Here is a 24,692-nt window from a genome sequence, read left to right as displayed (position 1 = left end):
CCCCACATCGTGGGGAGCCCGTGACCGCCCGGGCACGGCGAAGGCTCCCCTCCGTCACGCGCGGAGGGGAGCCTTGGTGGTGCCCGGTGTGTGGTGGTCCGTCAGGCCTTGGCGACGATCAGGTAGATGCCGTACGCCACCGCCGCCGCGCAGGCGGCGAAGCAGACGTAGGCGCCGGTCACGGCGAGGGAGGCGGAGTTGCCCTGGGCCGCGGCCTTCTCGCGCCGGGCCAGTCCGCTCACGCCGAGGGTGAACAGGGCCACCAGGGCCACGGTGAACACGAGGCTGACACCGAAGACGGAGCCGATGGCCGACCAGTCGATCTTCATGGGGATGCTTCCTTGGTAACCGGAGGTGGCCGGGTCAGACGGTGGCGGCCGGCGGGACGGCCTCGGGCGCGGACTCGGTGACGGCCGGGGCGGGGATCGTGGCCGTCAGGTCGTCGGTGATCGTGCCCGCCGGGGGCGGGGCCACCGCGGCGATGGCGGTGGTGACCACACCGGCCGGCTCCGCGGGCTCGGCGACGACGTTGGTGTGGTCGACGACCTCGCGGCGGGAGATCTTCCAGATCGTGGCGCTCGTGGCGACGAGGAAGACGGCGACCAGCGCGGTGCCCCAGTCGCCGAGTTCCGTGACGGACTCGGCGCCCGCGCCGACCAGCGCGGCGGCCGGGAGGGTGAGCAGCCAGGCGACGGCCATCCGGGTCGCGGTGGACCAGCGGACCACCCCGCCCTTGCGGCCGAGACCGGCGCCCATCACCGAGCCGGAGACGACGTGCGTGGTGGAGAGGGAGAAGCCCAGGTGGGAGGAGGCGAGGATGGCGGTCGCGGCGCTGGTCTGGGCGGCGAAGCCCTGGCGCGGCTCCAGCTCGGTCAGGCCCGTGCCCATGGTGCGGATGATGCGCCAGCCGCCGATGTAGGTGCCGAGCGCGATGGCGAGGCCGGCGGAGAGGATGACCCAGGTGGGAGGGTTCGAGCCCGGGGCGATGGCGCCGCCCGCGATCAGCGCGAGGGTGATGACACCCATCGTCTTCTGGGCGTCGTTGGTGCCGTGGGCGAGGGAGACCAGGCCGGCGGAGGCGATCTGGCCGGCGCGGTAGCCCTTGCGGGTGGCCTCGCCCTCGGCCTTGCCGCCGATGCCGTAGGAGAACCGGGTGGCCAGCATCGAGGCGAGGCCCGCCACGACCGGCGCGGCGACCGCAGGCAGGATCACCTTGGTGACCAGCACGTCACCGTGCACGGCGCCGAAGCCGGCGGAGGCGACGGCCGCGCCGATCAGACCGCCCATCAGGGCGTGCGAGGAACTGGACGGCAGGCCCACCAGCCAGGTCAGCAAGTTCCAGAGGATCGCGCCGACCAGGGCGGCGAAGATGACCTCGGGACGGATGCCGGTCTCGTCGACGAGACCCTTGGAGATCGTGTTCGCGACCTCCACGGAGAGAAACGCGCCCACCAGGTTGAGGGCGGCGGACATGGCCACCGCGATCTTGGGCTTCAGGGCGCCTGTGGAGATGGTGGTGGCCATCGCGTTGGCGGTGTCGTGGAAACCGTTCGTGAAATCGAACGCGAGAGCGGTTACAACCACTATCGCGAGGATCAGCGAGAAGCTTTCCATTTACCCAGGCAATCGTTCGAGGTCATTGGCTGGATGAACGTAGGCAACCTGGGTGAACGGAAGATGAACTGGGGCGGGCTTGGGGGTGTCCTTAGTGGAGGGTTGGGGTTCCGCTTCGCTTCGGCGGCCCAAGCGCCCCTTGGTCACCGGCCTCGCGCGAAGATCCTCAGGCGGCTCGCGGACCCGTTGAAGAGATTCTGGTCACCCGGGAGACGGCCCTTGGTGCCGTACTGCCAGAAGGTCCAGTACCGCCACCCGCCCGGGAGCGCCCCCGGCCGGGCGCTGTGCCGGGCGACCCACAGGGCGTGGCTCCTGGCGAACGCGCGGCTGTTGCCGGTGCACAGCTTCCACCACTGGGGCGTCGTGTAGATCACCGGACGGCGGCCGGTCTCCCGCCTGATCTCGTCGCTGAACGACCGGATCCAGCGGATCATCCGCGTCCTGCCCAGCCCATAGCACTTGTGCTTCCTGCTGTACGGGTTGTACTCGATGTCGAGCGCCGGCGGCAGCGTCCAGCCGTCCGCCCGCCAGGCACCGCCGTACCGCACGAAGTACGCGGCCTGCCGGGCGCCGGAGGACCTGTCCGGACGGGCGAAGTGGTACGCGCCCCGGATCAGTCCCGCCTCGCGCGCACCGCCGTACTGCCGGGAGAAGTACGGGTTGCGGTAGTCCGTGGACTCGGTCGCCTTGACGTAGACGAACCGCGCGCCCTTGGACCGGGCGGCCGGCCAGTCGACGTGCTTCTGGTGGGACGACACGTCGTGCCCCCGGGGCAGTCCCGACGCCAGGGCCGGAGGTCCGGCCGCCACGGTCGCGGTGCCCGCCAGCGCCAGCGCCGCGGCGGCCGCCGCGAGGACACCGGCGCGACGGCGGCGAAGACTGCGTTCACGGGCCATGTGTCTCCCCTGGTCGGCGGACGAAGGATCGTCCGGCGGGCAAGAGGGACCATTGAAGGCCCGGCGATCATCGAATCAACGCACATCTGCGGCGATTCACCCCGGCTTACGCCCGTTCGGCGCCACGTGCTTCCGGCGGGAATCGACCGGCCACCCTCTCCCCGCCGACTCGGCTGGCAGGATCGCGGCATGGCGGAACAGCGGCGGGACGCGGAACTCGAACGGATCTGGGCGGAACTGGTCGCGACGGCGCGGCGGACCGTAGCCGACGGGCTGGTCGTCGGCACCTCGGGCAACGTCTCGGCACGCGTCGGGGACCTCGTGCTGGCCACGCCCTCGGGCGTGCCGTACGACCGGCTCACCCCGGACGACATCACCGGCGTCGACCTCGCCGGACGCCAGGTGCTCGGCACGCTGGTGCCGACCAGCGAGCTGCCCATGCACCTCGCCGTCTACCGCAGCACCGACGCCCGCGCGGTCGTCCACACCCACGCCGTGCACGCGACGGCGGTCTCCATGCTCGTGCCCGAGCTGCCCCTGGTCCACTACATGGCCGCGGCCCTCGGCGGCCCCGTCCGCGTCGCCCCCTACGCCACCTACGGCACCGACGAGCTGGCCGAGTACATGCTGCGCGCCCTGGCCGGCCGCTCCGGCTGCCTCCTGCAGAACCACGGCACGATCACCTACGGCGCCTCTCTCGACCAGGCCTACGACCGCACCGCCCAGCTGGAGTGGATGTGCCGCCTGTGGCTGACGGCGTCGTCCGCGCCGGGTCTGACCCCGTCCCTGCTGACCGAGGCACAACTGGCCGAGGTCGGGGAACGCTTGAAGGGGTACGGCCAACGGAGGTGACATCTTGCAGCGCAGTACCTTGTTCCGTTCCCTCTCCCTTCCGCTCACCCTGCTCCGCCGCAACCGCGCTCGGCTGGCCGGTGACGGCAACCCCCACGAGACTGGACCCGTGCGCACCGTCACAGCCACCGCCGCCGGACTCACCGCGGTCCTGGCCGCCGGCATGGCATCCGTCGCCGCCGGCCGGATCGCCAGCGACGCCGCGCTGAAGGCGCCCGCCGGCCGCCCCCTGCCCACCGAACCCCGCCTCACCGTGCACGGTACGGCCGCCGGCCAGATCACGCTCACCCGCGACCTGGCCTCCCTGCGCCCCGGCACCTACGGACTCGCCGGCGACGGCTCCCACGCGGTCGTCGGCCCCGTGCTGGAGGCGGCCCGGCACGCTGCCGACACCGTCGTTCGCCGCCTGGAGCGCGTCACGCACGGCGCCCTCGCCGCCGGCGACGCGGTGTGGCTCACCCCGAACCTGTACATCGGCAACCCGTCCACCGCCCTCGGCCTCGACCACGCCGACATCGACGTGCCCGGCGAACTGGGCGAACTGCCCGCCTGGTTCGTGCCCGGGGCCCGGGACACCTGGGTGATCGCCGTGCACGGCCTCGGCACCACCCGCGAACAGGCCATGAACCTCATGGCACCCCTGCACGCCCGCCGGGTGCCGGTCCTCGCGCTCGCCTACCGGGGCGACCTCGGCGCCCCGCGCCCGCCGGACGGCCTCAACCACCTCGGCGAGACCGAGTGGCGCGACCTGGACGCCGCGATCCGCTACGCCGTCCGCTACGGCGCCCGCCGGGTCGTCCTGCTCGGCTGGTCCACCGGCGCCACCATGGCCCTGCGCGCCGCCGAGCACTCCGCGGTACGCGAGCGCATCGCCGGACTGGTCCTCGACTCCCCGGTGCTCAGCTGGGAGGCCACGCTGCGCGCCCTCGCCCGGGCCCGCCACACCCCGCAGCCGCTGCTGCCGCTCGCCGTGCGGGCCGCGCAGGGCCGGGCCGGGCTGAACGCCGACCGGGTCGCCGAGATCACCGACCCCGACCGGCTCGCCGTACCGACCCTGATCTTCCACGGCCCCGACGACCAGGTGGCCCCCTGGGAGTTCTCCCGCCGTCTCGCCGACCGCCGCGCCGATCTGGTCGCCCTGCACACCGTGGAGCGCGCCCCGCACGCCGCGATGTGGAACGCCGACCCGGAGGAGTACCAGGAGCGGCTGCGCCGCTTCATGACGCCGCTGGTGTGACCGCCTTCCCCGTCGGCCCGGGACCCGGTGCCGCCCATTCCGTTTAAGGCCGTACGACTGGCCTGATCATGGTCCTCGCCCCGTACCGAACCCCGTGCCTTGGCCAGCCCCGTCGCCCGCCGTGACATTCCGTTTGGGTTTTCGGACCGTCAACCGGAAGACTGCACCCGTGACGTCCCGTATCCCGCGCGACTCCAGGCTCCGACTCGTCCGACCGCGACCCCTGGCCGCCGCCCCCAGAGCTGTGAACCAGCGGCGCCCGCGCCGCCCCGCACCCCGGCCGCCGGAGGGCACCCCCGCCCCCGCGGAACTGGCCGGAATGGCCCGCACCGGGCTGGCCGGCCCGGTGCGCGTGGCTCGCTGGGCCGACGCCGCTCTCGGCCCCGGCAGCGACGGCGCCACCGCCGACGGCAAGGCCACCCTCTCCGACGCCACCGCCGAACGCGCCGCCGCCGACCTGGGGCTGAGCGCCGCTCAGGTCCGCGCCGACTGGGACACCGCCCGCCTCGCCGGACTCGTCGAGGTGCACGGCGACAGCGCGCGCCCCGGCTGGCGGCTGCGTGCCTGGGACCGCGACGACAGTGCCGTGCTGCGCGGCTGGGTCGCCCTCTTCGACGCCTGGTCACTCGCCTCCCCGGAACCCGAGGAGCACGAGCCGGCCGCCGTCGCCGAGGTCGTCTCGGCCATGCCCCAGGTGCTGTCCTTCCTCCAGCTGTCCGCCGGGCCCGTCCCCGTCGACCAGTTGCTCGACCTCCTCCAGCAGCGGGTCACCGAGCTGCGCACCGAGCGCTGCGAGGTGCCCTACGAGCCGGTCGCCGCACAGCCCACCGGATCCGGGCCCGTGCGCCCGGCGGCCGGCTCCTCCGGCCCGGCCCACGCGCCCGCCGCGCCGGAAGACCCCGCACCCGCCGGCGACACCCCGCTCGAGCCGCTCCTGGACTGGGCGCTGCGGGCCCTGGCCGCCGTCGGCGCGCTGACCTACGGCGACGGCCACGCCACCCTCACTCCGCTGGGCAGCTGGGCGGTGTGGGTCAAGCTGGAGCAGATCTGCGTGGCCGCGCAGAGCCCGGCCGGCAACATCGAGCAGGCCGCCGAGGACATGCTCCGCGGCTGCGCCCAGCTCCGCCCCAACGCCGCCCGCGCCGAGTACCGCGCCTGGCTCGCCGCCCGCACCGTCGGCGACGCCGTCACCGAGCTGATCCATGCCGCGCGTGGCGAGGACGCCCTGCTGCGTGGCCTGGCCTTCGAGGCGCTGCGTGTCGTCGGCGCCCCCGCCGAGCCCGACGTACGCGCCGTGGTGGACGAGCCCGCCCTCAGACCGTACGCCCTGCTCTGGCTCGCCGAGCACGACGGCATCGACCCGGAGGACGCCCACGAGGTCCTCACCCGGGAGGAGGCGACCTGGCTGTGGGTGGACACCGCCGCCGCCGTCGCCGACCACGGCGAGTCGCCGATGCTGGTCCGGCACCTGGAGTCCGCGGTGCAGTCCACCGTCCCCCAGCTGCTCGACGAGGTCCGCGTCGTCGGTCACCCGCGCACCGTGCAGGTTCTGGTCGCGCTCGCCGCCGCGCATCCCGACCCGGCCCTGGCCAAGGCCGTGCGGCGGGCCGCCTTCCAGGTGCACACCGGGGGATGAGCGGCGCGGGGGCCGCTCAGACGCCGATCTCCGGGGCGTACGTGCCGAAGCTCCAGATGTTGCCCTCGGCGTCCCGGGCCATGTAGTCCCGCGAGCCGTAGTCCTGGTCGGTCGGGGGCATCAGGATCTCCACACCGTGCTCCAGGGCCCGCTGGTGGTGGGCGTCGACATCGTCCACGACGACGTACACCCCGGTGGGCCCTGCGTCCTTCATCGCCGCGTCGAAGCGGCCGCCCCGGCCCTTGGAACCGATCATCACCGCGCCGTTGCCCTGGACCAGCTCGGCGTGCATCACCGTGCCGTCCTCCGTCTCGTACACCGACAGCTCGGTGAAGCCGAGGCCCTCCGTCAGCTGCTTGATCGCCGCCTTCGCGTCCGCGTACAACAGCGAGGGATAGATGCTCGGCCGTCCACCGCCCAGGCCTGCCATGCCGACCACTCCTTCCTGCGCCGGTTCTGTGGGGTCCCGTTCAGTCTTGCAGCCACCACTGACAACGCCTCGGCGGAACGTGCCGCTCTGCCTCATGCCGCCGGGGTCCGGCAGCCCGGCCGGATCCGCCACCGCCGCTGATCAGTGGCCGCCCGGTCGACTCGTCCCGCATGCCCGCCGCGTCCGCCCACACGCCGGCGCGGCAACCGGAGGACACCCCCGGCCCCGGCGACGCACCGCATCCGGTTTCCAGTGCCCCGCCTCCCCTTCCCCCGTGTGATCCGCCGCACCGTCGGTGACTCACCGCACCCGGCCCCCAGCGCCCGTTTCCTTGCCGCGGGAGCTTGGAGCGACCACCTCGGCCGGCACGGCACCCGGTGGACGAGCTGCCTGAGCCGCCGTGGCCCGGGCGCTCAGGGCGGACCGGACCCGGCCACCCACCGCCCGGCGACGATCTTCCACGTAACGAACCGAACGCGCGGACGTAGAAAAACCGCTTGCACGCCCCCGTTAGACTTCTCCCCATGGCCATTCTCCTCGCGCATTAGACGGCGGGAACGTCCTCAGCCGCCCACCCGCCAATCCCTGTACGCCCTGGAGTCTGTCCGTGATCTCCGCCTCCGGTATCGAGCTGCGCGCCGGTGCGCGCGTCCTCATCGAGAACGCCAGCTTCCGCGTCGCCAAGGGCGACCGCATCGGCCTCGTCGGCCGTAACGGCGCCGGCAAGACCACCCTCACCAAGTGCCTGGCCGGCGAGGGCATCCCGGCCGCCGGCCAGATCACCCGCTCCGGCGAGGTCGGCTACCTCCCGCAGGACCCCCGTACCGGGGACCTGGACGTCCTCGCCCGTGACCGCGTCCTGTCCGCGCGCGGCCTCGACGTGCTGATCCGCAAGATGCGCGAGAACGAGGAGCGGATCGCCAACGGCAAGGGCGCCACCCGCGAGAAGGCCCTGAAGCAGTACGAGCGCCAGGAGACGGAGTTCCTCACCAAGGGCGGGTACGCCGCCGAGGCCGAGGCCGCCACCATCGCCGCCGCGCTCAACCTGCCCGACCGCGTCCTCGGTCAGCCGCTGCACACCCTCTCCGGTGGTCAGCGCCGTCGTATCGAGCTGGCCCGCATCCTGTTCTCCGACGCGGACACCCTGCTGCTGGACGAGCCGACCAACCACCTCGACGCGGACTCGATCATCTGGCTGCGGGACTACCTGAAGACCTACCGCGGCGGCTTCATCGTCATCAGCCACGACGTCGATCTCGTCGACACCGTGGTCAACAAGGTCTTCTACCTGGACGCCAACCGGTCCACGATCGACATCTACAACATGGGCTGGAAGCTCTACCAGCAGCAGCGCGAGGCCGACGAGAAGCGCCGCAAGCGGGAGCGGGCCAACGCCGAGAAGAAGGCCGCCGCCCTCAACGCCCAGGCCGACAAGATGCGCGCCAAGGCCACCAAGACGGTCGCCGCGCAGAACATGGCCCGCCGCGCCGAGAAGCTGCTCTCCGGCCTCGACGAGGTCCGGATGTCCGACAAGGTCGCCAAGCTGCGCTTCCCGGAGCCCGCGCCCTGCGGCAAGACCCCGCTGACGGCCGAGGCCCTGTCGAAGTCGTACGGCTCGCTGGAGATCTTCACCGACGTCGACCTCGCGATCGACAAGGGCTCCAGGGTCGTCATCCTCGGCCTCAACGGCGCCGGCAAGACCACGCTCCTGCGCCTGCTCGCCGGCGTCGAGAAGCCGGACACCGGCGAGGTCGTCCCCGGTCACGGTCTCAAGCTGGGCTACTACGCCCAGGAGCACGAGACCCTGGACGCCGACCGCACGGTCCTGGAGAACATGCGCTCGGCCGCCCCCGACATGGACCTGGTCGAGGTCCGCAAGGTGCTGGGCTCGTTCCTGTTCTCCGGCGACGACGTGGACAAGCCGGCCGGTGTCCTCTCCGGTGGGGAGAAGACCCGTCTCGCGCTGGCGACCCTGGTCGTCTCCTCGGCGAACGTGCTCCTCCTCGACGAGCCGACCAACAACCTCGACCCCGCGAGCCGCGAGGAGATCCTCGGCGCCCTGCGCACCTACAAGGGCGCGGTCGTCCTCGTCACCCACGACGAGGGCGCCGTCGAGGCGCTCCAGCCGGAGCGGATCATCCTGCTGCCGGACGGTGTCGAGGACCTGTGGGGCTCCGACTACGCGGACCTCGTCGCCCTGGCGTGACCGCGGGCCCGATCGCCGTTGATCCACTGCGTATGGATCATTCGGCTCATCCGTGATCCATCATCTGTGTGAGATCTCCTCGTATCGGGGTGTGTCGTACACGGATTTTCCGGCCGATCCCTTGCGTGCCAAGGGATCGGCTGCTTCGCGTCGCTGACCTGGCACTTCCCTGAACCACCCGTTCGGCTCCGCCGACACCACCCCTTGGAATCCTTGATTCCCCTTGTGGGGATCCACTCCTGTCGTCACAACGATGTCTCACGGACCTTGCCGAATGGGTGGCCATCACGCCCAAGAGGGGTGATCATGAGGGGACCAGAGCGCACTTCCCATGAGGAGGCACGGGTGGCCGAGACTCTGAAGAAGGGCAGCCGGGTGACCGGCGCCGCGCGCGACAAGCTCGCGGCAGACCTGAAGAAAAAGTACGACTCCGGTGCGAGCATCCGGGCGCTGGCCGAGGAGACCGGCCGCTCGTATGGCTTCGTACACCGGATGCTCAGCGAGTCGGGCGTCACGCTTCGTGGGCGTGGCGGAGCGACGCGGGGCAAGAAGGCCGCATCGTCCTGACTTCGGGCGGCCCATCGTCTTCGATGGTGGCCACCCGGCCGTCAGTCTGACCGGCCGGGTGGTTACTGTGCAGTCACTTAGCATGCCGTAACGGCACTGCGTGATGACCGCACCCACCGGAGGCGCCCCATGGCTTCGCCCGACCAGGACCTCGCTCCTGTACTCGACAAGGACGGCGTACGGCTCACCGTCGACGACGCGCTCGCCACGGTGACGCTGACCAACCCGGCCAAGCGCAACGCGCAGAGCCCCGCTCTGTGGCGGGCGCTCGGCGAGGCCGGCCGGCTGCTGCCGGGCTCCGTCCGTGTCGTCGTGCTGCGCGGTGAGGGCAGGTCCTTCTCCGCCGGTCTCGACCGGCAGATGTTCACCCCGGAGGGGATCCCGGGCGAGGCGACCTTCATCGAACTCGCGCGCCGTGACGACGCCGGGCTCGACGCGAGCATCGCCGAGTTCCAGGAGGCGTTCACCTGGTGGCGGCGCAACGACATCGTGTCCATCGCCGCCGTCCAGGGGCACGCCATCGGGGCCGGCTTCCAGCTCGCGCTCGCGTGCGACCTGCGGGTCGTGGCGGACGACGTGCAGTTCGCCATGCGCGAGACCAGCCTCGGCCTCGTACCCGACCTGACCGGCACGCACCCGCTGGTCGGACTCGTCGGCTATGCCCGCGCGCTCGAGATCTGCGCGACCGGACGGTTCGTCGGCGCGGAGGAGTCCGTCGCGTCCGGGCTGGCCAACATCGCCGTGCCCGGCACTCAACTGGACGAGGCCGTGCGGGACTTGGCGGCGGCGCTGCTGGCCGCGCCGCGGGACGCCGTGGTGGAGACCAAGGCGTTGCTGCGGGGAGCGGCGGATCGTACGTACGACGAGCAGCGGGCGGCCGAGCGAGCCGCTCAGGCACGCCGCCTCCGGGATCTGGCCGGCCTGGGCGAATGAGCCTGCGCCGGAAGGCGCCCCGCGCTGGTCAGCCGACCGCTGTCACCAGCACGGCCACCGTCGGCCGGTCCTCCAGCGCATCCCTCACGGCCGTGCGGACCCGCCGGGCCACGTCAAGGGCTCGCCGGTCCCCGCCGGTCGTCAGCTCCACGCACACGTGCCGGTGCGGGAGCGCCCCGCCGGCCGTGCGTTCCCGCACCTGCACCGCCCGGCCCAGCCCGCCGAGCGAACCCGTCAGCCCGGTCACCCCGGGGACGGACAGCGCGGCCGCGGCCACCCGGGCCTCGTCCGGGTCCGTGGCCTCCCGCGCGCGTACGGGCCGTGGCGCACGCATGTGTGCGGCCGGCGCCGCCGCGTCCAGCAGATCGGTGACCCGCAGATCCACGTCCGTCACCACGAGCCCGAGCCGCTGCCTCGCCGCCGTCGCCAGCGTCAGCCGCAACCGGGACGCCACCTCCCGCAGCGGCTCCGCGGCCGGCGCTGCGAAATCCGCCGTCAGCCGCAGCGGGCCGGGCGGCAGCGCGCTCGGGGGAGCCGGTACGACGGGCTCGGGCGCCTCGCCGGGATCGGCGAGCGCGAGCCGCAGCGCGTCCAGCCGCAGCCCCGGGACCCCGTGCGACGCCGCCTGTTCCAGTACCGCCCGGGCCGCGCCCTCCGTGATCCACGCGCCCTCGTGCGGCCCGCCGAGCGGCAGCAGCCTGCCCAGCCCCACCTGGTGCCGTACAGCCTGTGTCCACCGGTCCGCCGTCATTCCTCCAGCCTGCCGTATCCCTGGCGCGCCGCCGGGGAACGTTGCATAGCGTGTGCGGAGGACGGTCGAGGGGGACGACGAAAGGAACGTACGGCGATGACCGACATGACGACGACCCGCGAGGGCGACTTCGAGCCGCAGACGTCGCCGCGCATGACCACCCGGCGCGGTGGCGGCGACCCGGCGGCCCGCGGGCGGACCACCATCGCCGACGGCGTCGTGGAGAAGATCGCGGGTCTCGCGGCCCGGGACGTGGTCGGCGTCCACACCATGGGCAGCGGCCTGGCCCGCACCTTCGGCGCGGTGCGCGACCGGGTGCCGGGCGGCTCCAAGTCGGTGACGCGGGGCGTGAAGGCCGAGGTCGGCGAGGTGCAGACGGCACTGGACCTGGAGATCGTCGTGGACTACGGCGTCTCGATCGCCGATGTCGCCCGCGCCGTACGGGAGAACGTGATCGCCGCGGTGGAACGCATGACCGGTCTCGAGGTCGTCGAGGTCAACATCGCGGTCAGCGATGTGAAACTGCCCGAGGAAGAGGACGAGGAGCCCGAGCCGCCCCGGATCCAGTGACCCGCCGGCGAACCGACTCCGCACCCCCGACGAGCTGAGGAGCGCTGCATGAGCATGGCCGTGGTCGGCATGATCGCCGGGATGGCGCTGGGCTTCGCCGGGTACTTCGGCGGCTTCGCCGCCTTCCTGCTGGTGGCTGCGCTGGGCGCGATCGGGTTCGTCGTCGGCCGGTTGGCGGAGGGCGACCTGGACACGGGTGACTTCTTCCGCATCCGCGACGGCCGGCGCGACCGGCGGCGGTGACCCGGTGACCGCCGAGACCGGTGCGGCCGGCCCGCCGTCGGCCCTCGTGCCGCCGGGCGAGCGCGGCGCCACCCGGATCGCCGACCGGGTCGTGGCGAAGATCGCCGCGCAGGCCGCCTGGGAGGCCCTGGCGCCGCTGCCCCCCGGCGCGGCCGCCCCGCACGCCACGGTCGTCGTCCTCCCGCACTCCCGGCTTGGCGCGAGCGGGGGGATCCCCATGGACTCGGCCCGTGTGCGCGTTCACCTCGAACTCGGCTACCCCTGTGACATCGGCGCCCACTGCGCCGCCGTGCGTCGCCATGTCGCCGAGCGGGTAAGCGCGTTGGTGCACATGGCGGTGCCCGAGGTTGCCGTCCAGGTCGAACGGCTGCACCCGGCACCCGCCCGGGAGGGCGTGACGAGCGAGCCGCCGACGACCACCCCGACCCTCGACAAGGAACCCGGCACCACCCCGCCCACCGGCGCCGAGAGCAGCGGCCGTTTCTGGTCGCCGCGCCGCGTCCCGGCCGCCGCGGTCGCGATCGTGCTGCTGGCCGGCGCCGGCCTGCTGCTGTACGACATCGCCGCCGTGCGCGCCCACCGCCCCGCGATGCACTGGCGCCGGGCACTGGCCCGGCAACTGGCCGAACGGCCCCTGGACGACGCCTGGGTGCTGACCGGCGCGGCCGTCGCCGTCGCGCTCGGCCTGTGGCTGATCGCCCTCGCGGTCACGCCCGGCCTGCGCGGTCTGCTGCCCATGCGGCGCCCGCACCCCGACCTCCGCGCCGCGCTCCGGCGCGAGGCGGCGGCACTCCTGCTGCGCGACCGGGCCGTGGACGTCACCGGGGTCCGTTCGGTCCGGGTGCGGATGCGCCGCACGCGGGTCGACGTCCGTGCCGTCTCGCACTTCCGTGACCTGGACGACGTACGCGCCGACCTGCTGAACGTCCTCACGGACGCGATCCGGCGCCTCGGCCTGGCCCGCCCGCCCGCGCTCTCCGTCCAGGTCACGCGGCCCGGACGGAAGGGGTGACGGCGATGCGCGGGGACGGCCTCCACCGCGTTCCGCTGGCCCTCGCCGGCCTGCTCCTGCTGGGGCTCGGCGGCGCGGTGCTGGCCGTCGGCCTGGGAGCGCCGGCGCCGTCCCGGTGGATCCACACCGGCCCGCACGACGTCCTGCTCACCAAGGCCGAACGCACCCACTGGCGGGACGCCGGGTGGTGGTGGCCCTCGGTCCTCGCGGCGCCGGCCGTGCTGGTCCTGCTGAGCCTGTGGTGGCTCACCACCGTGCTGCGCCGGCGCCGGCTGACCGAGATCGTGATCGACACCGGCGACGGCGAGTCCGCACTCCTGCGCGGCCGGGCCCTGGAGTCGGCCCTGGCGCAGGACGCCGTGCGGCGGGAGGGCGTGGCCCACGCGGAGGTCTTCCTGCGCGGGGGCCGTACGGCGCCCACGGCCAGGGTCCGGCTCCAGCTGGAGCCGGGTGCGGACCCGGCGCAGGCGCTGCAGGGGTTCACCGCCCACGCCCTGACCCACGCCCGCCGGTCGGCGGGCGTGGCGTCACTGCCGGCGGAGGTAGACCTGCACACCGTCAAGCACCGCGCGCACAGGGTCACTTGAGGGCCCGGTCCCGAGGCAGCGGACAGGCCCTCAGAACCCGTGCCGCATGCCCCCGTCCACGGGCACCATGATCCCGCTCAAGTAGGACGCGGCCGGTGACACCAGGAACGCCGCGACCTTCCCGAACTCCTCCGGCGCCCCGTACCTCCGCAGCGGAATCCGGGACTCGTTCGCGGCCCGGGTGGCCTCGGGGTCCGCGGACAGCCCGTCCAGTTCGCGCACGCGATCCGTGTCGATGCGCGACGGCAGCAGCCCCAGCACCCGGATCCCCCGCGGGCCCAGCTCGTCCGCGAGGGACTTGGCGAACCCGGCGAGCCCGGGACGCAGCCCGTTGGAGATGGTCAGCCCCGGAATCGGCTCGTACACCGACGCGGACAGCACGAAGGCGATGACCCCGCCCGGCTCCAGCTCGGCCGCCGCCGCCCGGGCGAGCCGCACCGCACCGAGGAACACCGACTCGAAGGCGTTCCGCCACTGCTCGTCGGTGTTGTCCGCGACGAAGCCCGGCGCCGGCCCGCCCACGCTCACCAGCACGCCGTCGAACCCGCCGAAGTGCTCGCGGGCGGCGGCGATCAGCCGCTCCGGAGCCTCGGGGTCGGCGTTGTCCACACTCGCACCCACCGCGTTCGGGCCCAGTTCGGCGGCGGCCTCGGCCACCCGCTTCTCGTCCCGGCCGCTGATCACGACCTTCGCCCCGTCGGCGACGAGTTCCCGCGCGGCGGCGTTGCCCAGCCCGCGGGTCGCCCCGGTGACGACGTACACCCGGTCCTTCAGTCCAAGATCCATGGCCCCTATCCTGCCTGGTCGTCCCCGAAGAGCGTGAGGGCGGTGTTCACCAGCCCGACGTGACTGAAGGCCTGCGGGAAGTTGCCCAGCTGGCGGCCGTCGAGGGGGTCGTACTCCTCGGCCAGCAGGCCCACGTCGTTGGCCAGGCCCACCAGACGGTCGAACAGCTCCCGCGCCTGCTGTGTCCGGCCGGTCATGTGCAGGGCGTCGGCCAGCCAGAAGGAGCAGGCGAGGAAGGCACCCTCGCCGCTCGGCAGTCCGTCGATCACCGAGTCCTCGGTGTCGTAACGGCGCAGGAAGCCGCCGTGCCCGAGGTCGTCGCGGATCGCGTCGACCGTGCCGACGACCCGCGGGTCGCCGGGCGGCAGGAAGCCGACGCGCGGAATGAGCAGCAGGGCGGCGTCGAGTTCGCGGGAGCCGTAGTACTGGGTGAAGGTGTTGCGCTCGGGGTCGTACCCTTTCTCGCACACCTCCTCGTGCACCTCGTCGCGGAGTCTGCGCCAGCCCTCCAGATCGCCCTCGAGGTCCTCGTACTGCTCCAGCGTCTTCACCGCCCGGTCGGCGGCCACCCAGACCATCACCTTGGAGTGCACGAACTGCTGCCGGCCGCCGCGCACCTCCCACAGGCCCTCGTCCGGCTGACGCCACTGCGACTCCAGGAACCCCATCAGGGAGCGCTGCATCGCCCACATGTGCGGCCGCGGGGGCAGGCCCGAGTCGCGGGCCAGCGCGAGCGAGTCCATCACCTCCCCGTACACGTCGAGCTGGAGCTGCTCGACGGCGCCGTTGCCGATGCGTACGGGGGAGGAGCCGACGAAACCGGGCAGCCAGGGCAGCTCGCACTCCGACAGCCGCCGTTCGCCCGCGACCCCGTACATGATCTGCAGGTCGTCCGGGTTGCCCGCGACCGCGCGCAGCAGCCAGTCGCGCCAGGCCGAGGCCTCGTCGTGGTAGCCGGCGCTGAGCAGGGCGCCGAGGGTGAGAGTGGAGTCGCGCAGCCAGCAGTACCGGTAGTCCCAGTTGCGCACGCCGCCCGGTTTCTCCGGCAGGGAGGTTGTCGCCGCGGCGACGATCCCGCCGGTCGGGGCGTAGGTGAGGGCCTTGAGGGTGATCAGGGAGCGCACGACCGCGTCCCGGTGGGGGCCTTGGTAGCGGCACTGCCGGGCCCAGCGCTGCCAGTCGGTGACGGTGCTCCGCAGGCACTCGTAAGGGTCGTTGAGCGGCGGCCGCCGCTCGTGCGAGGGGTGCCAGGTGAGCACGAACGCGACCCGGTCGCCCTCGGCGACGGTGAACTCCGCGTGGGTGCCGAAGTCCTCGCCCCAGGTGTGCACGGCCGGCTCGGAGCGCAGCCAGACCGAGTCCGGCCCCGCGACGGCCACCCGGTGCCCGTCGGAGCGCCGCACCCACGGCACGACCGAGCCGTAGTCGAAGCGCAGCCGCAGGGTGCTGCGGACGGTGACCCGGCCGCGGACCCCCTCGACGATGCGTACGACGTCGGGGACGCGGTCGCGTTGCGGCATCAGGTCGGTGACGCGGACCGTGCCCTCCGGGGTCTCCCACTCGGTGTCCAGGACGAGGGTCTCGGGCCGGTAGGCGCGGCGCGTGCAGGTGTCCGCGCCCTCGGGGGCGATCCGCCAGTAGCCGTGGTCCTCGTCGCCCAGCAGCCGGGCGAAGCAGGCGCCGGAGTCGAACCGGGGCAGGCACAGCCAGTCGATCGAGCCGTTCCTGCCCACCAGCGCGGCGGTCTGCTCGTCACCGATGAGGGCATAGTCCTCGATGCGCGCGTTCACGGGATTCCGGTTTCCCGGCGGACCAGGGGGCCAATCAGGTGGTGCGCCGGGGGAGTGACGAGTCCGTCCGGACGGCTAGACGGCGGCCGGTTCCGTCTCCTCCGGCTTCGGCTCCGCCGCCGCCTCCTCCTGGTCGCGGACCTCCCGGCGCACCAGGGACCACCAGCCGACCGGGACGGCCGCGGCGAACAGCCACCACTGGATCATGTACGCGTAGTTCAGTGGTGCGTCCTCGCTGCCCGGGTCGGAGATCTGCTCAGGGGAGCCGCCCTTGGGCGCGGGCGCCGTCTGCTCGACGTAGCCGCCGAGCACCCGCGGGCCCAGGCGGTGCGTCTCCTCCGCGCTGTTGATCAGCATGATCTGCCGGTCGGGCAGGCCCTTGACGTTCTTGATGCCACTCGCCGCGGTCGTCTCGTCAACCATCAGCCGTCCGGTGATGGTGGTCCGGCCGGACGGCGGTGCCGGGATCTTCGGGAAGGCGGTCTCGGCGCCGTCGGCAGGGATCCAGCCGCGGTTGACGAGCAGCACCTTGCCGTCGTCGAGGACGAACGGGGTGAGCACGTGGAAGCCGACCTCGTCGTCGGAGTTGGTCCGCCGCCGGACCACTTCCTCCCTGGCGGTGTCGAAGGTGCCGGTCGCGGTGACCGTGCGGTACCGCTCGGTGCGGGTCACGGCGTGCCCGGGGGAGGTGAGCCGCTCGACGGGGACCGGCTCGGCGTGCAGCGCCGAGGAGACCAGGTTGTTGCGCGCGGTGCGCTCCTCGTACCGGTGCTTCTGCCAGATACCCAGCCTGATCATCGTCGGGATCAGCGCGATCGCGACGAGGGTGAGGATGACCCACTGGAGGGACAACAGGAAGCGGTAGCGGTGCACCCCACGACGGTACCTCCGCGCCGCGGGGTGCATTCAGGCGGGTACCGGGTCACACCCGGTCGACGATTCCGACCTTTCCCTCGGCGCGGGCGCAGTGAGCCCCGCAGTACCACTTGCCGTCGGCCTCCACCCCCTGGCCGATGATCTGCACCCGGCAGTGCTCGCAGATGGGGGCCATGCGGTGGATCGCACAGGAGAAGCAGTCGAAGACATGCACCGAGCCCTGAGCATGGACCTCGAAAGACATTCCGTAGTCATTGCCGCAAACTTCACATTTCGCCATGCGCCACAGGGTGAGCCGTCGCGGGGCCGAGGGCGAGCCCGTTCCGGGTGAGTCGTGTGCCGATCACTCATTCGTACGATCACTCGTCGGCGGGCTCGACATCGCGCAGCAACTGCCCGAACGCGGCCTCGTCGACGACCGGCGTGCCGAACTGCCGCGCCTTGACCACCTTGGACGTGCCCGAGTCGGGGTCGTTGGTCACCAGGAGGCTGGTCAGCCGGGAGATGCTGGACGCCACGTGCAGACCGGCCTCGGTGGCCCGGTCCTCCAGCAGCTCGCGGTCGACGGAGGTGTCCCCGGAGAAGGCGACCCGCATGCCCTGTTTGAGTGGTTTGCCGTCTTCGTAGCGCCCTGGGTTGGGGTGGGGGCACAGGGGCCTTTTACGGGAGGGGCGCCAACTGCTCGGCCGGTAACCGCCGTAGCCCCCTTGCCCGCCGGTCGGCTGCCGGGGCACCGGACGGTCCGACCACTCCGTCAGCGGCCGGCACTCCAGCAGCGGCAGCCGTACGCCGCCCGCCGCCGCGGCCCGCAGGCTGGGCCGGAACGCCTCCGCCAGCACGCGCGCGTCGTCCAGCGCGTGGTGCGCCCGCTGCTGCACGACCCCGTAGTGCGCCGCCAGCGACTCCAGTTTGAAGTTGGGCAGCGGCAGGCCCAGCTCCTTCGACAGCGCGATGGTGCACAGTCGCTGACGCACCGGCGCCTCGCGCTGCGCGCGCGCGTACTCGCGCGCGATCATCTGCCAGTCGAAGACGGCGTTGTGCGCGACCAGCACCCGGCCGTCCAGCCGGGCCGCGAACTCCTCGGCGATGTCCGTGAAGAGCGGCGCCCCTTCGAGCACCTCACTCGTCAGACCGTGTATCCACACGGGCCCCGGATCGCGCTCCGGGTTGACCATGGTGTACCAGTGGTCCTCGACCTCGCCGCGCTCGTCCAGCCGGTAGACGGCCGCCGAGATGATCCGGTCGTCCCGGGCCAGGCCGGTGGTCTCCACGTCAACGACCGCGTATCCCTTCGGATACGCGGCCGGCCACTGGGTGGGGGAGGACACTGCGGTCGCACGGTCTTCGAGCATGGTCACTGAGGATACGGGCCACGACTGACAGTCCTGACCTTCAGGGCGGTCCGCGAGCCTGTTGGGCGGCTCGGCCGCTCGAACCTCGCACGCGCGTGCGCGCCCGTCCCGCGCTTCTCAGCGGGCCGGGTCGGACGGGCGGGCGGACGAGGGGCCGGCCGGTGCCAGCAGGGCCCGCACCAGTGCTCGTACGGCCGTCTCGAACAGCCGCTCGGCGTCCACCGGTCGGGCCAGCGCACGCGCCAGCGCGGGGTCGTCCCCGGCGGTCTCGGGGCTCCACAGCTCCTGCTCGCCGGGGTGCTGCGCGGGGGCCCGCTCGCGGTTGCGCTCCACCAGGACGTGCCCGACGACCTGGAACTGCACGGCCCGCACGAACTCGGCGGCCCGGGTACCGCGCAGCCCGGCCGCGTGTGCCTCGCGCACCAGGGCCCGCTGGGCGGGCAGGAACCTCCGCTCGGTCAGCCCCCGCTCGTGCACCAGGGCCACCAGATGCGGCTGGTCGCGCAGTTGCCGGCGCAGGTCGCGGGCGACGGCGACCGCGCGCTGCTCGGGCGTGCGCCCGGCGGGCCGGATCTCGCCGAGTTCGGCCACGGTCCGCTCCACCAGGGCGTCGAGCAGGGTCTCGCGGCCGCCGACGTGCCAGTAGATCGACGTCACGGCGGTGCCCAGCTCCGCGGCGAGCCCCCGCATGGTGAGCGCGTCCGGCCCGTGCCGCTTCACCAGTCCGGCGGCCGCGTCCAGCACCGCCTCCCGGGTCAGCGCACTTCTCGCACCGCTCGCCATGGTGCCCCCCGACTCCCGTCCGTACGCCCGTCTTTACCCCGCGCGAAGTCTGCTGTAACCCTGTTACAGGTGACGGTCCGTCAGGAGAAGGGCGGTACGGCGTATGGCACGCGTACGGTACGGCGCACGGACCGAGCGGGAGATCGCCGCCACGCGCACCGCGAGCGCGCGGCTCCCCGGCATCTGGTCCACCGGGGTGGTGGCCGTCTGGGAGACCGACCCCGACGCGGTCGCCGCGGTCCTGCCACCACCCCTGAAACCCACCGGCGGTCCGCTCGTCCGGGTGAACATCAGCGAGGTCGCCCTGCCCGGACAGCCGCTCGGCGCGGGCTCGGTCGCGGTCGCCGCCGCCCACGGCACGGTCCAGGGCTGGTACCCGCTGGTCATGCCGATGACCCACGAGCGCGCCCTCACCGGCGGGCGTGAGGTCTTCGGTGAACCGAAGAAGCTCGGCGAGGTGACGGTCGAGCGCGACGGCCCGGGCGTGCGCGCGGCCCTGGCCCGGCACGGTGTCACGTTCGTCGAGGTGCGGGGCGCGGTGAGCGGGGAACTGCCCGTACCCGGGCCCTCCCGCAAGACCGACTTCTACTTCAAGTTCCTTCCCGCCGTGGACGGTTCCGGCTTCGACACCGATCCGGTGCTGGTGCACTGCGTGCGCCACGAGACGGTGCGCCGCCTGGAGCGGGTCGCCGGGGAGGTCGTGCTGCGCGAGTCGGCGTACGACCCCGTGGCCGACCTTCCGGTGCTGCGGCTGCGTGAGATCACCGTCGGCGAGAAGACCAGCGACCAGAGCGGCAGGGTCGTCGAACGCGTCGACGCCCAGGCCCTGCTGCCGTACGTCCACCAGCGCTACGACGATCCGCTGCAGATCCTCGACGCGCCGCCCGAGGGGAGTGCCTGATGGACCTCGGAGCCGGACAGGTCGCCGTCGTCACGGGCGCGGCGAGCGGGATCGGGCTCGCGATGGCCCGGCGGTTCGCCGCCGAGGGCCTGAGGGTGGTCCTCGCCGACGTGGAGGAGGCCGCGCTCGGCAAGGCGGCGGCCACCCTGCGCGCGGAGGGCGCCGACGTGCACGCGCGCGTGACCGACGTCGGCGAGCGCGCCCAGGTCATGGAGCTGGCCGAGGCGGCGTACGACACCTACGGCGCCGTGCACGTCCTGTGCAACAACGCGGGCGTCGGCTCGGGCGCCGAGGGCCGGATGTGGGAGCACGACCCGAACGACTGGCGGTGGGCCTTCGCCGTCAACGTGTGGGGTGTCTTCCACGGCGTCCAGGCGTTCGTGCCCAGGATGATCAAGTCGGGTCAACCCGGTCATGTGGTCAACACGTCCTCCGGTGACGGCGGCATCGCACCGCTGCCGACCGCCTCCGTGTACGCGGTCACCAAGGCGGCCGTCGTCACCCTGACCGAGTCCCTTTACGCCCATCTGAAGGCCGAGGACGCGCGCGTGGGCGCCTCCGTGCTCTTCCCGGGGCCGCACATGCTGCGTACCGGCCTGTGGGAGTCGCATCGCAACCGCCCCGCCCGCTACGCCAAACGGCGGCCGCGCAGGACGCCGTACCGCAGTCTCGACCAGTGGGAGGCGGCGATGCGCGCGGCCGGCGAGGAGGTCCGCTTCACGCCCGTCGAGGAGGTCGCCGAACTGGTGGTGGACGGCATCCGCGCCGGCCGCTTCTGGCTGCTGCCGGCGAGCGAGCACAGCGACGCCCAGATCCGAGCCCGGGCCCGGTCGATGCTGGACCGGGCGAACCCGTCGTACCTCGAAAGCTTCGTCCTGGACTGAGAGGGGGCCGTGATGAGCGCCGACGACCCGTACCTGATCATCTCCTCCGACTGCCACGCCGGGCTGCCCACCGAGGAGTACCGTCCCTATCTGGAGTCCCGTTTCCACCGGGAGTTCGACGAGTTCCTCGAGGGCCAGGGCCGGCGCCGGGAGGAGATGACCCGGCTCGGTGTCCGCAACGAGGCCTTCGCCGACCGGTGGTTCCGGGACAACGAGGAAGGCCTGCGCGGCGGCTGGGACACCGCACAGCGTCTGAAGGAACTGGACGGCGACGGGGTGGCCGCCGAGGTGGTCTTCCCGGACGCCGACGCCGTCGACAGCCGCACCGCCGCACCCTTCGGCGTCGGCCTCGGCCTCTCCGGCGACCAGGACCCGGAACTCGGCCTGGCGGGCGCGCGGGCGCACAATCGCTGGCTCGCGGACTTCGTCTCCGAACACCCCGAACGGCACCGCGGAGTCGCCCTGTTGCCCGTCACGGCTCCCGTGGACCAGGTCGTCGCCGAGATCCGCCGGGCCAAGGCCTCCGGCCTCGGCGCCCTGATGATCCCGGCCATGTGGGCGGACAAGGAGCCGTACCACGACCGCCGTTACGACCCCGTGTGGGCGGCCGCCGCCGAGTGCCGCATGCCGGTGCTCACCCACTCCGGCGCCGCCCCGCGCGCGGAGTACGGCGACCACCTCGGCATCTATGTGAGCGAGGTGACCTGGTGGCCGGCCCGGCCGCTGTGGTTCCTGCTCTGGTCCGGCGTCTTCGAACGCCACCCGGGCCTGCGCTTCGGCGTCGCCGAGTCCGGCTGCTGGTGGCTGCCGAACCTGCTGTGGTTCATGGACCGCCTCTACCTGGGTGCGCACGGCGGCAAGAAGCTCTCCCCGTTCGAGGAGCTCAAGCGCCCGCCGCACGAGTACCTCGACCGGCAGGTCTTCGTCTGCGCCACCAACACCAAGCGGCGCGAACTGGCCCAGCGGTACGAGATCGGCGTCGACAACATCCTCTGGGGCAGCGACTTCCCGCACCCGGAGGGCACCTGGCCCGACACGCGCGCGTGGCTGCGCCGCACCTTCCACGACATCCCCGTCACCGAGACCCGCCGCATGCTGGGCCTCTCCGCCGCCGAGGTCTTCGGCTTCGACGTGGACACGCTCGCGCCGCTGGCCCGCCGCATCGGCCCGACCCCGGCGGACCTCGGTCAGCCGGACGACCAGGCGGCCGTCGAGGCGTCCTGGGCGCGTTCGCGAGAGGTGGGCCGGCACTGGCTGACGGACCACGATTTCCCCGTGCTGGGGACCGGCCCCGGCTTCACCGCGCCGGGGGTGACGCGATGAGCGGCGACCGCTACACGGTGATCTCCGCCGACTGCCATGCCGGCGCCGACCTCCTCGACTACAGGCCGTACCTGGAGAAGCGCCACCACGACGACTTCGACGTCTGGGCCGCCACCTACGTCAACCCCTACGAGGACCTGCTGTCCGACTCCGCGGACCGGAACTGGAACTCCGAGCGGCGCCTCGCGGAGCTGGAGGCGGACGGGATCGTGGCGGAGGTGATCTTCCCGAACACCATCCCGCCGTTCTTCCCGTCGGGTTCCCTCATGGCCCCGCCGCCCGGCCCCGAGGACTTCGCACGCCGCTGGGCCGGACTGCGCGCCCACAACCGCTGGCTCGCGGACTTCTGCGCGGCCGCGCCGGGCCGCCGGGCGGGCGTCTTCCAGATCCTGCTCGGGGACGTCGAGGAGGCCGTCAAGGAGATCCGGTGGGCCGCCTCGGCGGGCCTGAAGGGCGGACTGATGCTGCCCGGCACCCCGCCCGGCTCCGGGCTGCCCGAACTGTACTCGCGGACGTACGACCCGATCTGGGCCACGTGCGCGGAGCTGGGCCTGCCCGTGAACCACCACGCCGGCTCGGCCTCCCCGCCGCTCGGCGAGGAACCGGCCGCACGCGCGGTGTTCATGGTGGAGACGACCTGGTTCTCCCACCGTGCCCTGTGGCACCTGGTGTTCGGCGGCGCCTTCCGCCGGCACCCCGAGCTGAGACTCGTCCTCACCGAACAGGGCTCCGGCTGGATCCCCGGGGTGCTCGGCATGCTGGACTACTACCACGGCCGTCTGGTCGCGGCCGCCTCGCAGGCCGGCACCGCCGAGGCGAAGTTCGGCGCCGGCCTGGCCGACGGCATGGGTGCGCCGCCCTCGCAGGTGTGGCGGGACCACTGTTTCGTCGGCGCCAGCTTCATGCGCCCGCACGAGGTGCCGCTGCGGGACCGCATCGGCGTCGACAAGATCATGTGGGGCAGCGACTACCCGCACGACGAGGGCACCCATCCGCACACCCGCGAGGCCCTGCGGTTCGCCTACGCGGGCGTCCCGCGCGAGGAGGTCGCGGCCATGCTCGGCGGCAACGCGGCCCGCGTCTACGGCTTCGACCTCGACCTCCTCGACACCGTCGCGGCGAAGGCGGGTCCCACGGTGGCGGAGGTCGCCGAGCCGCTGACCGAACCCCCGGCGGACGCCACCAGTCCGGTCTTCGCCCGGGGCGCGTCGCTGCGGGTGTGGTGACGGGACTACTGGTGGGGCGCAAGGGGTGCGGGGGAGCGGGTGGTGCCGGTGCGTGGCGGCGGCCGGCCGGCCGGTGGCCGTACGCGCCTGCGAGCGTCGGTGCGGCGCCGGTGGTCCCAGGAGTGCGATCCTCCCTGCTGTGACGGAACCCACCCACGAAGAGGCCCACGGGGGCGCGCTCGGCTCGCGGCTGAACTGGCTGCGGGCCGCCGTGCTCGGCGCGAACGACGGCATCGTCTCCACCGCGGGAATCGTCGTCGGCGTGGCCGGCGCGACCCAGAGCCGGTCCGCTCTCCTCACCGCCGGGCTGGCGGGCCTGCTCGCCGGGTCCATGTCCATGGCGGCCGGCGAGTACGTCTCCGTCTCCACCCAGCGTGACTCCGAGGTGGCCGCGCTGGCCGTGGAGAAGCGGGAACTGCGGGAGCAGCCGGAGGCCGAGCTTCAGGAGCTGACCACGCTGCTCCACGAACGCGGCCTGTCCCGCGAGGTGGCCCGGGAGGCCGCCGAACAGCTCACCGCGCGGGACCCGCTGCTGGCGCACGCGCGCGTGGAGCTCGGCATCGACCCGGGTGAGCTGACCAACCCCTGGCACGCGGCCTGGGCCAGCTTCCTCGCGTTCACGGTGGGCGCGCTGCTGCCGCTGCTGGCCATCGTGCTGCCCCCGGCCGCCTGGCGGCTCGGGGTCACGGTCGTCTCCGTCCTGGCCGCGCTCGTCCTCACCGGATGGAGCAGCGCCCGGCTCGGCTCCGCGGATCCCAAGCGGGCGGTGCTGCGCAACGTGGTGGGGGGTGCGCTGGCGATGGGGGTCACCTACGCGGCGGGCCGCCTGCTGGGCGCGGCGGGCGTCTGACCCCGGTACTCGAGCACCTCGGCGGCAGGGCAGCCCCGGGACGGGCGAGGCCGCATCCGGTGTGCGGCCCCGTCGCGCGGGCGCCGCCGGTCCGGACCCGCGGGACGGGCGGCCGGGGTCCCACGCCCGCGGCCAACACGGACCCGCACACACGTACCCTCGGCGGCAGGGCAGCCCCGGGACGGGCGAGGCCGCATCCGGTGTGCGGCCCCGTCGCGCGGGCGCCGCCGGTCCGGACCCGCGGGACGGGCGGCCGGGGTCCCACGCCCGCGGCGAACACGGGACGCCGCGGGCGCTGACCCGCACACACGCACCCTCGGCGCGCGGAGCCGGCAGGCGGCGGCGTACCGTGAGGTGCGCTCGACCACCCCCGGAGCACACCGCACG

General features: G+C 73.1%; 26 protein-coding genes. 15 read left to right on the top strand and 11 right to left on the bottom strand.

The genetic code is table 11. From position 1 onward, the window contains the following. Nucleotides 1–101 precede the first annotated feature (101 nt). From AB0L59_RS30855 to AB0L59_RS30845, 3 genes are all read right to left on the bottom strand, one after another. A complete protein-coding gene (locus AB0L59_RS30855; RefSeq protein ID WP_365589913.1) occupies nucleotides 102–329 on the bottom strand; it encodes a hypothetical protein in 228 nt (75 codons plus the stop codon). 34 nt (nucleotides 330–363) lie between these two features. Next, nucleotides 364–1,614 (bottom strand): inorganic phosphate transporter, encoded by a 1,251-nt coding sequence (locus tag AB0L59_RS30850; RefSeq protein ID WP_365589912.1) that lies wholly within the window; start codon nucleotides 1,612–1,614, stop codon nucleotides 364–366. Nucleotides 1,615–1,757: 143 nt separating this feature from the next. Further along, complete coding sequence (locus AB0L59_RS30845; protein WP_365589911.1) at nucleotides 1,758–2,510, bottom strand: lysozyme; 753 nt, start codon at nucleotides 2,508–2,510, stop codon at nucleotides 1,758–1,760. Nucleotides 2,511–2,699: 189 nt separating this feature from the next. On the opposite strand from AB0L59_RS30845, the gene AB0L59_RS30840 reads away from it, so the two are divergent. From AB0L59_RS30840 to AB0L59_RS30830, 3 genes are all read left to right on the top strand, one after another. Further along, nucleotides 2,700–3,362: a class II aldolase/adducin family protein gene (locus AB0L59_RS30840; protein WP_365589910.1), complete on the top strand. Its 663-nt coding sequence runs from the start codon at nucleotides 2,700–2,702 to the stop codon at nucleotides 3,360–3,362. A 109-nt stretch (nucleotides 3,363–3,471) separates the two neighbouring features. After that, nucleotides 3,472–4,599: an alpha/beta fold hydrolase gene (locus tag AB0L59_RS30835; RefSeq protein ID WP_365590010.1), complete on the top strand. Its 1,128-nt coding sequence runs from the start codon at nucleotides 3,472–3,474 to the stop codon at nucleotides 4,597–4,599. A gap of 169 nt (nucleotides 4,600–4,768) precedes the next feature. Then, entirely contained in the window at nucleotides 4,769–6,235 is a 1,467-nt protein-coding gene (locus AB0L59_RS30830) for a hypothetical protein (RefSeq protein WP_365589909.1), read from the top strand. A gap of 16 nt (nucleotides 6,236–6,251) precedes the next feature. On the opposite strand, the gene AB0L59_RS30825 is transcribed toward AB0L59_RS30830, so the two are convergent. After that, complete coding sequence (locus tag AB0L59_RS30825; protein ID WP_365589908.1) at nucleotides 6,252–6,665, bottom strand: VOC family protein; 414 nt, start codon at nucleotides 6,663–6,665, stop codon at nucleotides 6,252–6,254. Between the two features lie 607 nt (nucleotides 6,666–7,272). On the opposite strand from AB0L59_RS30825, the gene AB0L59_RS30820 reads away from it, so the two are divergent. The 3 genes from AB0L59_RS30820 (at nucleotide 7,273) to AB0L59_RS30810 (ending at nucleotide 10,371) form a co-directional block, all read left to right on the top strand. Then, nucleotides 7,273–8,871, top strand: a complete 1,599-nt coding sequence (locus tag AB0L59_RS30820; RefSeq protein WP_365589907.1) for an ABC-F family ATP-binding cassette domain-containing protein — start codon at nucleotides 7,273–7,275, stop codon at nucleotides 8,869–8,871. Between the two features lie 345 nt (nucleotides 8,872–9,216). Beyond that, entirely contained in the window at nucleotides 9,217–9,438 is a 222-nt protein-coding gene (locus AB0L59_RS30815; RefSeq protein WP_004002281.1) for a helix-turn-helix domain-containing protein, read from the top strand. A 129-nt stretch (nucleotides 9,439–9,567) separates the two neighbouring features. Beyond that, nucleotides 9,568–10,371 (top strand): enoyl-CoA hydratase/isomerase family protein, encoded by an 804-nt coding sequence (locus tag AB0L59_RS30810; protein WP_365589906.1) that lies wholly within the window; start codon nucleotides 9,568–9,570, stop codon nucleotides 10,369–10,371. Nucleotides 10,372–10,399: 28 nt separating this feature from the next. Here AB0L59_RS30810 and AB0L59_RS30805 read toward each other — a convergent pair whose 3' ends face one another. Beyond that, nucleotides 10,400–11,122 (bottom strand): nucleopolyhedrovirus P10 family protein, encoded by a 723-nt coding sequence (locus AB0L59_RS30805; protein ID WP_365589905.1) that lies wholly within the window; start codon nucleotides 11,120–11,122, stop codon nucleotides 10,400–10,402. Nucleotides 11,123–11,218: 96 nt separating this feature from the next. On the opposite strand from AB0L59_RS30805, the gene AB0L59_RS30800 reads away from it, so the two are divergent. The 4 genes from AB0L59_RS30800 to amaP all read left to right on the top strand — a co-directional run bounded on the left by AB0L59_RS30800 (nucleotide 11,219) and on the right by amaP (nucleotide 13,534). Further along, nucleotides 11,219–11,692 carry an Asp23/Gls24 family envelope stress response protein gene (locus AB0L59_RS30800; protein ID WP_365589904.1) on the top strand — a complete coding sequence of 158 codons (474 nt, stop codon included), beginning with the start codon at nucleotides 11,219–11,221 and terminating at the stop codon, nucleotides 11,690–11,692. Nucleotides 11,693–11,740: 48 nt separating this feature from the next. Then, nucleotides 11,741–11,935: a hypothetical protein gene (locus AB0L59_RS30795; RefSeq protein ID WP_365589903.1), complete on the top strand. Its 195-nt coding sequence runs from the start codon at nucleotides 11,741–11,743 to the stop codon at nucleotides 11,933–11,935. 394 nt (nucleotides 11,936–12,329) lie between these two features. Further along, complete coding sequence (locus AB0L59_RS30790) at nucleotides 12,330–12,947, top strand: DUF6286 domain-containing protein (RefSeq protein WP_365590009.1); 618 nt, start codon at nucleotides 12,330–12,332, stop codon at nucleotides 12,945–12,947. Between the two features lie 5 nt (nucleotides 12,948–12,952). Then, the gene (gene amaP, locus AB0L59_RS30785; RefSeq protein ID WP_365589902.1) at nucleotides 12,953–13,534 is read left to right on the top strand and encodes an alkaline shock response membrane anchor protein AmaP; all 582 of its coding nucleotides are present in this window, start codon (nucleotides 12,953–12,955) and stop codon (nucleotides 13,532–13,534) included. Between the two features lie 30 nt (nucleotides 13,535–13,564). Here amaP and AB0L59_RS30780 read toward each other — a convergent pair whose 3' ends face one another. The 6 genes from AB0L59_RS30780 to AB0L59_RS30755 form a co-directional block, all read right to left on the bottom strand. Beyond that, complete coding sequence (locus AB0L59_RS30780) at nucleotides 13,565–14,320, bottom strand: SDR family oxidoreductase (RefSeq protein ID WP_365589901.1); 756 nt, start codon at nucleotides 14,318–14,320, stop codon at nucleotides 13,565–13,567. Nucleotides 14,321–14,325: 5 nt separating this feature from the next. Then, nucleotides 14,326–16,110, bottom strand: coding sequence for a glycoside hydrolase family 15 protein (locus tag AB0L59_RS30775; protein ID WP_365589900.1), 1,785 nt, complete (start codon nucleotides 16,108–16,110; stop codon nucleotides 14,326–14,328). A 75-nt stretch (nucleotides 16,111–16,185) separates the two neighbouring features. Beyond that, entirely contained in the window at nucleotides 16,186–17,016 is an 831-nt protein-coding gene (locus AB0L59_RS30770; RefSeq protein ID WP_365589899.1) for an SURF1 family protein, read from the bottom strand. A gap of 16 nt (nucleotides 17,017–17,032) precedes the next feature. Further along, nucleotides 17,033–17,266 (bottom strand): hypothetical protein, encoded by a 234-nt coding sequence (locus AB0L59_RS30765; RefSeq protein ID WP_362112043.1) that lies wholly within the window; start codon nucleotides 17,264–17,266, stop codon nucleotides 17,033–17,035. Between the two features lie 79 nt (nucleotides 17,267–17,345). Continuing rightward, nucleotides 17,346–18,338 carry a DEDDh family exonuclease gene (locus tag AB0L59_RS30760; protein ID WP_365589898.1) on the bottom strand — a complete coding sequence of 331 codons (993 nt, stop codon included), beginning with the start codon at nucleotides 18,336–18,338 and terminating at the stop codon, nucleotides 17,346–17,348. Nucleotides 18,339–18,455: 117 nt separating this feature from the next. Continuing rightward, nucleotides 18,456–19,121: a TetR family transcriptional regulator gene (locus tag AB0L59_RS30755; protein ID WP_365589897.1), complete on the bottom strand. Its 666-nt coding sequence runs from the start codon at nucleotides 19,119–19,121 to the stop codon at nucleotides 18,456–18,458. A gap of 103 nt (nucleotides 19,122–19,224) precedes the next feature. On the opposite strand from AB0L59_RS30755, the gene AB0L59_RS30750 reads away from it, so the two are divergent. The 5 genes from AB0L59_RS30750 (at nucleotide 19,225) to AB0L59_RS30730 (ending at nucleotide 24,305) form a co-directional block, all read left to right on the top strand. Next, the gene (locus AB0L59_RS30750) at nucleotides 19,225–20,022 is read left to right on the top strand and encodes an acetoacetate decarboxylase family protein (protein WP_365589896.1); all 798 of its coding nucleotides are present in this window, start codon (nucleotides 19,225–19,227) and stop codon (nucleotides 20,020–20,022) included. Next, nucleotides 20,022–20,906, top strand: a complete 885-nt coding sequence (locus AB0L59_RS30745; protein WP_365589895.1) for an SDR family NAD(P)-dependent oxidoreductase — start codon at nucleotides 20,022–20,024, stop codon at nucleotides 20,904–20,906. Before AB0L59_RS30750 ends, AB0L59_RS30745 begins: the two co-directional genes overlap by 1 nt. Before the next feature lie 12 nt (nucleotides 20,907–20,918). Continuing rightward, a complete protein-coding gene (locus AB0L59_RS30740) occupies nucleotides 20,919–22,229 on the top strand; it encodes an amidohydrolase family protein (protein WP_365589894.1) in 1,311 nt (436 codons plus the stop codon). Continuing rightward, nucleotides 22,226–23,455 (top strand): amidohydrolase family protein, encoded by a 1,230-nt coding sequence (locus tag AB0L59_RS30735; protein ID WP_365589893.1) that lies wholly within the window; start codon nucleotides 22,226–22,228, stop codon nucleotides 23,453–23,455. The genes AB0L59_RS30740 and AB0L59_RS30735 overlap by 4 nt, the downstream gene beginning before the upstream one ends. A gap of 139 nt (nucleotides 23,456–23,594) precedes the next feature. Further along, complete coding sequence (locus AB0L59_RS30730) at nucleotides 23,595–24,305, top strand: VIT family protein (RefSeq protein WP_365589892.1); 711 nt, start codon at nucleotides 23,595–23,597, stop codon at nucleotides 24,303–24,305. Nucleotides 24,306–24,692 lie beyond the last annotated feature (387 nt).

The organism is Streptomyces sp. NPDC052109, assembly GCF_040680195.1.
Taxonomy (GTDB): Bacteria; Actinomycetota; Actinomycetes; order Streptomycetales; family Streptomycetaceae; genus Streptomyces.
This window is presented reverse-complemented; position numbering and strand designations above follow the sequence as displayed.